The organism is Paracoccus sp. (in: a-proteobacteria), from assembly GCF_039808215.1.
GTDB lineage: Bacteria > Pseudomonadota > Alphaproteobacteria > Rhodobacterales > Rhodobacteraceae > Paracoccus.
The window spans coordinates 1-6735 of sequence record NZ_JBDHSP010000108.1; the positions used below are offsets into that span (position 1 = coordinate 1).

A 6735-nucleotide genomic window follows, 5' to 3' on the forward strand; every position below is an offset into this window, starting at 1 on the left:
TTCCGGTACCCGCCTCCAAGTCTTTTCAAGCTCTTGCGTTTTTCTTGCTGCTGCAAGCGCCACCTTCCGCCATTGCGGAAAGGTGCCCCCTTCGCAGCCGCGAACGCGCCTTCTTTCAGCCAAGCCCCCAGGGACCGGGACGGAAAAAGGCGGGCCTGGGCCGGAGGAATGGAGCATTCGCAGGCGCCGGACGGGCGGGCGCGTGCCTGCATGCTGCCGACCTCGCCGCAAGCGGCAGGGGGGCAGGGCGGGCGCACGGACGGCTTGGGGGAGGCCGTGCGCCCGCGCCGCGGTCAGAGCCGGCAGATCTCGGACCGCACCAGGAAGCGCCGCTCGCGCCCGTTGTCCAGGCTGAACATGCCGCCGCGGCCGGGCACCACGTCGATGACCAGGCGGGTGTGCTTCCAGGCTTCGTATTGGCTGGCCGAGATATAGAACGGCATGCCGCCGATCTCGCCCAGCTTCACGTCATGCTGGCCGATGCGGAAATCGCCCTGCGGATAGCACATGGGCGAAGACCCGTCGCAGCAGCCCCCGGACTGGTGGAACAGCACCGGCCCGTGATCGGCGACGATCTCGGCCAGAAGCGCCAGCGCGGCCGGGGTGGCATCGACCTGGTCCAGCCCCTCGGGATTGGCGACGGGTTCCATGTTCAGCCCGCCATGTCCAGCACCATGCGGCCCTCGATCTGGCCCTTGTGCATCTGGCCGAAGATATCGTTGATATCCTCGAGCTTGGCGCGATGCACGGTCGCCTTGACCTTGCCCTCGCCGGCGAAATCCAGCGATTCCTGCAAGTCCAGCCGGGTGCCGACGATCGAGCCGCGCACGGTGATGCCGTTCAGCACCATGCCGAAGATGTCCAGCGGAAAGTCGCCCGGCGGCAGGCCGTTCAGCGCCACGGTGCCGCCGCGGGCGACCATGCCGATGGCCTGCTCGAACGCCTTGCGGCCCACGGCGGTGACCAGCACGCCCTGCGCGCCGCCGTCGGTCTGGCGCTTGATCGCGGCGGCCGGGTCGGGGTCGGTCGCGGCATTGACCGTCACCGTCGCGCCCAGCTTGCGCGCCAGCGCCAGCTTGTCGTCGTCGATGTCCACCGCCGCGACGTTCATGCCCATGGCCTTTGCATATTGCACCGCCATGTGCCCCAGCCCGCCGATGCCCGAGATCACCACCCAGTCGCCGGGTTTGGTGTCGGTGACCTTCAGCCCCTTGTAGACGGTGACGCCCGCGCAAAGCACCGGCGCGATATCAAGGAAATCGACGTTCTTCGGCAGATGCCCGATATAGTTCGGGTCGGCCACGACATATTCGCCGAAACCGCCGTTCACCGAATAGCCGGTGTTCTGCTGGCTTTCGCACAGCGTCTCCCAGCCGCCAAGGCAGTGCCGGCAATGGCCGCAGGCGCTATAAAGCCACGGCACACCCACGCGGTCGCCTTCCTTGACGTGCTTGACGCCGGCGCCCACGCCCGAGACAAAGCCCACTCCCTCATGTCCCGGGATGAAGGGCGGGTTCGGTTTCACCGGCCAGTCGCCCTCGGCGGCGTGCAGGTCGGTATGGCAGACGCCCGAGGCCTGGATCCGCACCTGGATCATGCCCGGACCGGGTTCGGGGATCGGTACCTCGTCGATGGTCAGCGGTTTGCCGAATTCGCGCACGACGGCGGCCTTCATGGTTTTGGCCATGGTTCAATTCCTTGCTGCAAGACTGTGGATGGTTTGGGGGCGCGCGCAGGTGGCGCGCCCGCAAGGCCCGACCTAGAAGAAGCCCAGCTTCTTGGGCGAATAGCTGACCAGCATGTTCTTGGTCTGCTGATAGTGGTCCAGCATCATCTTGTGGTTCTCGCGCCCGATGCCCGACTGCTTGTAGCCGCCAAAGGCCGCATGCGCCGGATAGGCGTGATAGCAATTGGTCCAGACCCGCCCGGCCTTGATGCCGCGGCCCATGCTGTAGCAGGTGTTGGCGTCGCGCGACCACACACCGGCGCCCAGGCCGTAAAGCGTGTCATTGGCGATCGCCAGCGCCTCGGCCTGGTCCTTGAACGTGGTGACCGAGACCACCGGGCCAAAGATTTCCTCCTGGAAGACGCGCATCTTGTTGTGGCCGGCAAAGATCGTCGGCTCGATGTAGAAACCGCCCGACAACTCGCCGCCCAGATCGGCGGCCTTGCCGCCGGTCAGCACCTCGGCGCCCTCTTTCCTGCCGATGTCCAGATAGGACAGGATCTTTTCCTTCTGCTCGCTGGACGCCTGCGCGCCGATCATGGTGGCGGCATCGCGCGGGTCGCCCTGCTTGATCGCCTGCACGCGCTTGACCGCGCGTTCCATGAAGCGGTCATAGATCGATTCCTGGATCAGCACGCGCGACGGGCAGGTGCAGACCTCGCCCTGGTTCAGCGCGAACATGGCGAAACCTTCCAGCGCCTTGTCGAAGAAATCGTCATCCTCGCGCGCCACATCGGCAAAGAACACGTTGGGGGACTTGCCGCCCAGTTCCAGCGTCACCGGGATCAGGTTCTCGGCCGCATATTGCATGATCAGCCGGCCGGTGGTGGTCTCGCCGGTAAAGGCGATCTTCGAGATGCGCGGGTTCGAGGCCAAGGGCTTGCCCGCTTCCAGCCCGAAGCCGTTGACGATGTTCAGGACCCCCGGCGGCAGCAGGTCGCCGATCAGGCTGGCCCAGACCATGATGCTGGCCGGGGTCTGTTCGGCCGGTTTCATCACCACGCAGTTGCCGGCCGCCAGCGCCGGCGCCAGCTTCCAGCAGGCCATCAGCAGCGGAAAGTTCCAGGGGATGATCTGGCCGACGACGCCCAGCGGCTCATGGAAATGGTCGATGGCCAGCGGCACGTCGGCGGCCATGGTCTCGCGGATGGGCTTGCCGTTGTCCCAGGTCTCGGCGGTAGCCAGCAACTCAAGGTTCCGCTCCATCCGGTCGGCGATCTTCAGCATGATGTTGGCGCGCTCGGCCGGGCTGGTCGCGCCCCATTTGTCCTTGGCGGCATGGGCGGCGTCCAGCGCCAGTTCGATGTCGCCGGCCTCCGAGCGCGCGATCTGGCCGATCTCGGCGCCGGTGATCGGGGTGGTGTTGGTGAAATACTTGCCCGAGACGGGCGCCACCCATTCGCCGCCGATGAAATTGTCATAGCGTTCCTCGAAGGGCAGCGCGTTCACGCCCCGGAAAGGATGCGTCTGATCGTTCGGCATGATGTTCCTCCTGTCAGCCCGGCTCCTCCAGCCGGTTGCACAAGAGCCTGTGCCCTGAGGCCCCCTGGAGTCAACGCGGGGTTTCGCGCCGCGGGGCCGATGTGTTTCAGGGGCGAGACAGTTTGCCGGGATTTTCGTCGATGCCCAGCCGCGCCATGCGGCGGTATAGCGTGGCGCGTCCCACCCCCAGCGCGCGGGCGGCGGCCGAGACATTGCCCTCGGCCCTGGCCAGCGCGCGAATCACGGCGGCGCGTTCGGCGCGCTCGAAGCCGGTCGCCTCGTCCTGCCGGCCCAACAGGTCCGAGGCCGGGCGCGGGCGCAACTGCCCCTCTTTCTCAAGGCCGAAGGCGCGGCGGGCGGCACGGTTCGCGCCGATCATCAGATCGTCGCGATCAACTGCCAGCAGCAACGGGTTTTCGCCGCGATCCATCTGGGGGGCGACGATGATGCGGGCCTTGGGGAAGGCGGCGCGAAACAGGTCGGCCTCGATCATCCGGGCGGTCTGCGCAACCTGCGCCGCGATCAGCGCATTCCATTGCGGGCTGTTGTCATGCCGGGCCGAGCTGACATCCAGCGCCCCGATGATGCGCCCGTCAGGTCCCCAGATGGGGGCGTCGATGCAAGAGATCCGGGTGTTTCGGGCGTAGAAATGGTCCTCGCGGTGGATGGTGACGGGGCGGCCCTCGAACAGGCAGGTGCCGATGCCGTTCGTGCCCTCGTGCTTTTCCGCCCAGCTGGTGCCCTGCCACAGACCAAAGACGCGAAAGGCCTGCGCGTCACCGGCGCCGACGCGGTGTTCCAGCACGATCCCGTCGGCATCGGTCAGCAAGACGTTGCATCCGGTGGGGCAGACCAGCTGGAACAGATGATCCAGCTGCGGGGCCGCGGCGGACAGCAGGGATCGCATTCGGGTGCGGCGCTGGTTCAGTTCGTGATCCGAAAGACGCAGCGGCGTGGTGGTCTGCGCCGGGTCCAGACCGTGATGGATCATCGAGCGCCGCCAACTGGCCGCCAGCCGCGTCACGGCTGCGGGCGATTGCGACGCAAGGGCCACGCGGTCTTCATGGCGCGTTCCGGGCAAGGCGTTTTCCTCCCTATCCTTACTGGAACCCTTTGACAGTATCCCGCAGCGCGGGACATCTGGCAAGCGTCAGCCTGCGCAGCTGCGATCGCGGGCAGGCCGGACCGATCAGCGGATCACCACCTGACCGCCATCGGTCCAGGCGCGGAATTCGGGGCGATACATGTTCTCGACGCTGGCGGCGGGGTGGCGGAATTGCCCCGGCGTGACCGCGCGCAGCAGATAGGCGAGGCGGAAGGCATCGGTCCCGCCATATCCAAGCGAGGCCGCGAATCGGTCCGCACGGAATTCCGCCATGTCGGTGTTCGTCTCGACATCCAGCCAGTCCAGCGCGGCGATGTCGCCGGCTTGCAGCAGGTTGGGGTTGTCGATCTCGAACCCGGCGGGCAGGGGGTCGGTGACCATCAGGCGCCCCCCTTCCGCGGAATCGGGGCGGATCGTCAGGACTGCGACCATCCTTGTGCCCAGCTGGACCTGTGCGGGATCGACCCATTGACCGTCCAGACCATAGTAATCGCGCTGGATCTGATAGCCCTTGCCGCCGGCCCGGGGCGGATCTGCGGGCTGGCCGGTCGCGGTCAGCGTCATGTCAACGGCTGCCGTGCCCGGATTGGCCAGCGTCGCATCCTGCGGCAGGCTGGTCACAGGGCTGGACAGTGCCACGCCGTTCAGCGTCAATGCGCCGGTTTCATGCGACAGGCTTTCGGCCGCCAGCACCGACCAGACCAGTTCCTGGGTCGAGCGATAGCTGCCGCTTTCCTGTTGCAGCGCGATCCGCTGCGCCACATCGCCGGTCAGTGCATCAAGGTCGATGACCTGCGACCCGGCATTGGACGCCAGCGCCAGCACCGCCGCCCTGTCGCGCAGATCGGTGCCGTAATCGCTGCGCCAGGGCGACCGGCTCGCTTGCACCCTCTGCCGTGATGGGGATGGCCAGCTTTGCCTCGGATTTCGCGGCAAGCGTGACGTGATCTTGCGGCAAGGTGACATCCACGCCCGCCGGCCCGCCGGTCTGTGCCACCGACAGGCCGATCTCTCCCTCGGGGCCGGTGGCATGGGTCAGGCGCAGCGCGGTCCAGAACCCCAGGGCACCGTCGCCAATGGCAAGCTTGGGATCCTGTTTCAGGCCGCGCCGCTTGAGATCGAGCAGCACTTCGCGCCAGCTTTGGGTGCTTTCGCGAAAGCCGTCGGTCATGGCCAGCAGTTCCTTGCGGCCATATTCATCCGCCCCGACGATCACCAGAACGCATTGCTTTTCCTCAGCCATGCGCGGTTTGAAATAGACGCCATCCGCCCAAATATAGAGAAAGCGGCGGTTGCCGAGATCGCGTTTCTGCCAAGCCTCGTAGTCTTTCCACCAGTGGGCCTTCAGCCGAGTGACGGTCTTGGCCGACAACCCCTTGGCATTCGGACCCAGCAGCGCCTCCAACGCCTCGGTGAAATCGCCCGTGGACACCCCCTTGAGGTAAAGCCACGGCAGCAGCTCTTCGACCGATTTCGCTTTGCGAAGATAGCGTGGCAAGATACTGGGCGTGAAGGTGATCTTGTCATCGACGCTTCCACGATCCCGCACGCGCGGCACTTTCACCGGCACCGGACCAATCCCGGTCATCACATCGCGTTCCGGCAGGTGCCCATGGCGGACAAGACGTGCCCGGCCATCCTCAAGCTTTTCGTTGGAAAAAGCCGCCATGAGCGTGGCCAGCTCGGCGTGGATCGCCTGTTCGATCAGCTTGCGCGCGCCATCGCGGATGACATCCGTGAACGGGTCCGCGCTAAATCCGGATGGATCGGGAAGTTGGGTGATGGTAGACTCTGACATGTGGCATATCCTTTTCTCAGCAGAGAATCGACGGCGTCTGAACACCGCCATGATATGCCGCCCCTCAGGGCATCACCAACTTTCGCGCCTATCTCCGGTCAGATCGCCTTTCAGTTCCTTGATCCATCCTTCGAACAGGTCGAAATTGTCGGCAACCCGGGTGGAAGCATCCTCCGGCAACGACTTTTGCTGCATGATCGTCAGAAGCGTCGGCCGATCACCCTGTGTCGACAGCAGCTTGTATCGCCGGTCCCCCTTCTCGAGCGGATTGAGCGGGAAATAGCTGCGAATTTTTTCGCGTGAGAACCCGTCAATCGGTTCTTCATCTTCACCCAAGGCACGCGCCAAGGCCTCGAGGATCAGCATAACCGAGGTCAGACGTTGCTGCCCGTCGATCACCAGCAACGGGGACTGGCTGGTGACCTGATACCGAACTCCTTGTAGCCCGGACGGAGCCCCGGCGGAAGCGGCCAGCCCCCGCCCGCGTCCGGGCGACGGGTGTTTTGTTGAGTTGGTGTTGAGTCAGCGCGCCAATGCAAAAAGCCCCGCTGTTGAGCGGCGTGGAATAAGGACCCCGCTTCTGGGGTGATCGGCGTCCAAAAGGGACCCCACCGACCGGGGGTT

Annotated in this window: 6 protein-coding genes and 1 pseudogene; all 7 read right to left on the reverse strand. The window is 65.5% G+C overall.

Annotated features, from left to right (window positions below):
* Window positions 1–293: 293 nt before the first annotated feature.
* On the reverse strand, window positions 294–650 hold the full coding sequence (locus WMK75_RS17730; RefSeq protein ID WP_036757070.1) for a DUF779 domain-containing protein: 357 nt from the start codon (window positions 648–650) through the stop codon (window positions 294–296).
* 2 nt (window positions 651–652) lie between these two features.
* The gene (gene adhP / locus WMK75_RS17735; protein WP_347268913.1) at window positions 653–1687 is read right to left on the reverse strand and encodes an alcohol dehydrogenase AdhP; all 1035 of its coding nucleotides are present in this window, start codon (window positions 1685–1687) and stop codon (window positions 653–655) included.
* Window positions 1688–1759: 72 nt separating this feature from the next.
* Window positions 1760–3208 (reverse strand): aldehyde dehydrogenase, encoded by a 1449-nt coding sequence (gene adh, locus WMK75_RS17740; RefSeq protein WP_347268914.1) that lies wholly within the window; start codon window positions 3206–3208, stop codon window positions 1760–1762.
* Between the two features lie 106 nt (window positions 3209–3314).
* Entirely contained in the window at window positions 3315–4199 is an 885-nt protein-coding gene (locus WMK75_RS17745) for a GAF domain-containing protein (protein WP_347268917.1), read from the reverse strand.
* 198 nt (window positions 4200–4397) lie between these two features.
* Window positions 4398–5201, reverse strand: a complete 804-nt coding sequence (locus WMK75_RS17750; RefSeq protein ID WP_347268915.1) for a hypothetical protein — start codon at window positions 5199–5201, stop codon at window positions 4398–4400.
* 151 nt (window positions 5202–5352) lie between these two features.
* Window positions 5353–6111 (reverse strand): annotated as a pseudogene (locus WMK75_RS17755) (IS256 family transposase); the annotation flags it as partial.
* A gap of 72 nt (window positions 6112–6183) precedes the next feature.
* Complete coding sequence (locus WMK75_RS17760) at window positions 6184–6516, reverse strand: DUF262 domain-containing protein (protein ID WP_347268916.1); 333 nt, start codon at window positions 6514–6516, stop codon at window positions 6184–6186.
* Window positions 6517–6735: the final 219 nt, after the last annotated feature.

Excerpts from the sequence above, each read along its gene's own strand:
- WMK75_RS17730 (WP_036757070.1), bottom strand. The coding sequence starts at position 650 with ATGGAACCCGTCGCCAATCCCGAGGGGCTGGACCAGGTCGATGCCACC.
- adhP (WP_347268913.1), bottom strand. The coding sequence starts at position 1,687 with ATGGCCAAAACCATGAAGGCCGCCGTCGTGCGCGAATTCGGCAAACCG.
- adh (WP_347268914.1), bottom strand. The coding sequence starts at position 3,208 with ATGCCGAACGATCAGACGCATCCTTTCCGGGGCGTGAACGCGCTGCCC.
- WMK75_RS17745 (WP_347268917.1), bottom strand. The coding sequence starts at position 4,199 with ATGATCCATCACGGTCTGGACCCGGCGCAGACCACCACGCCGCTGCGT.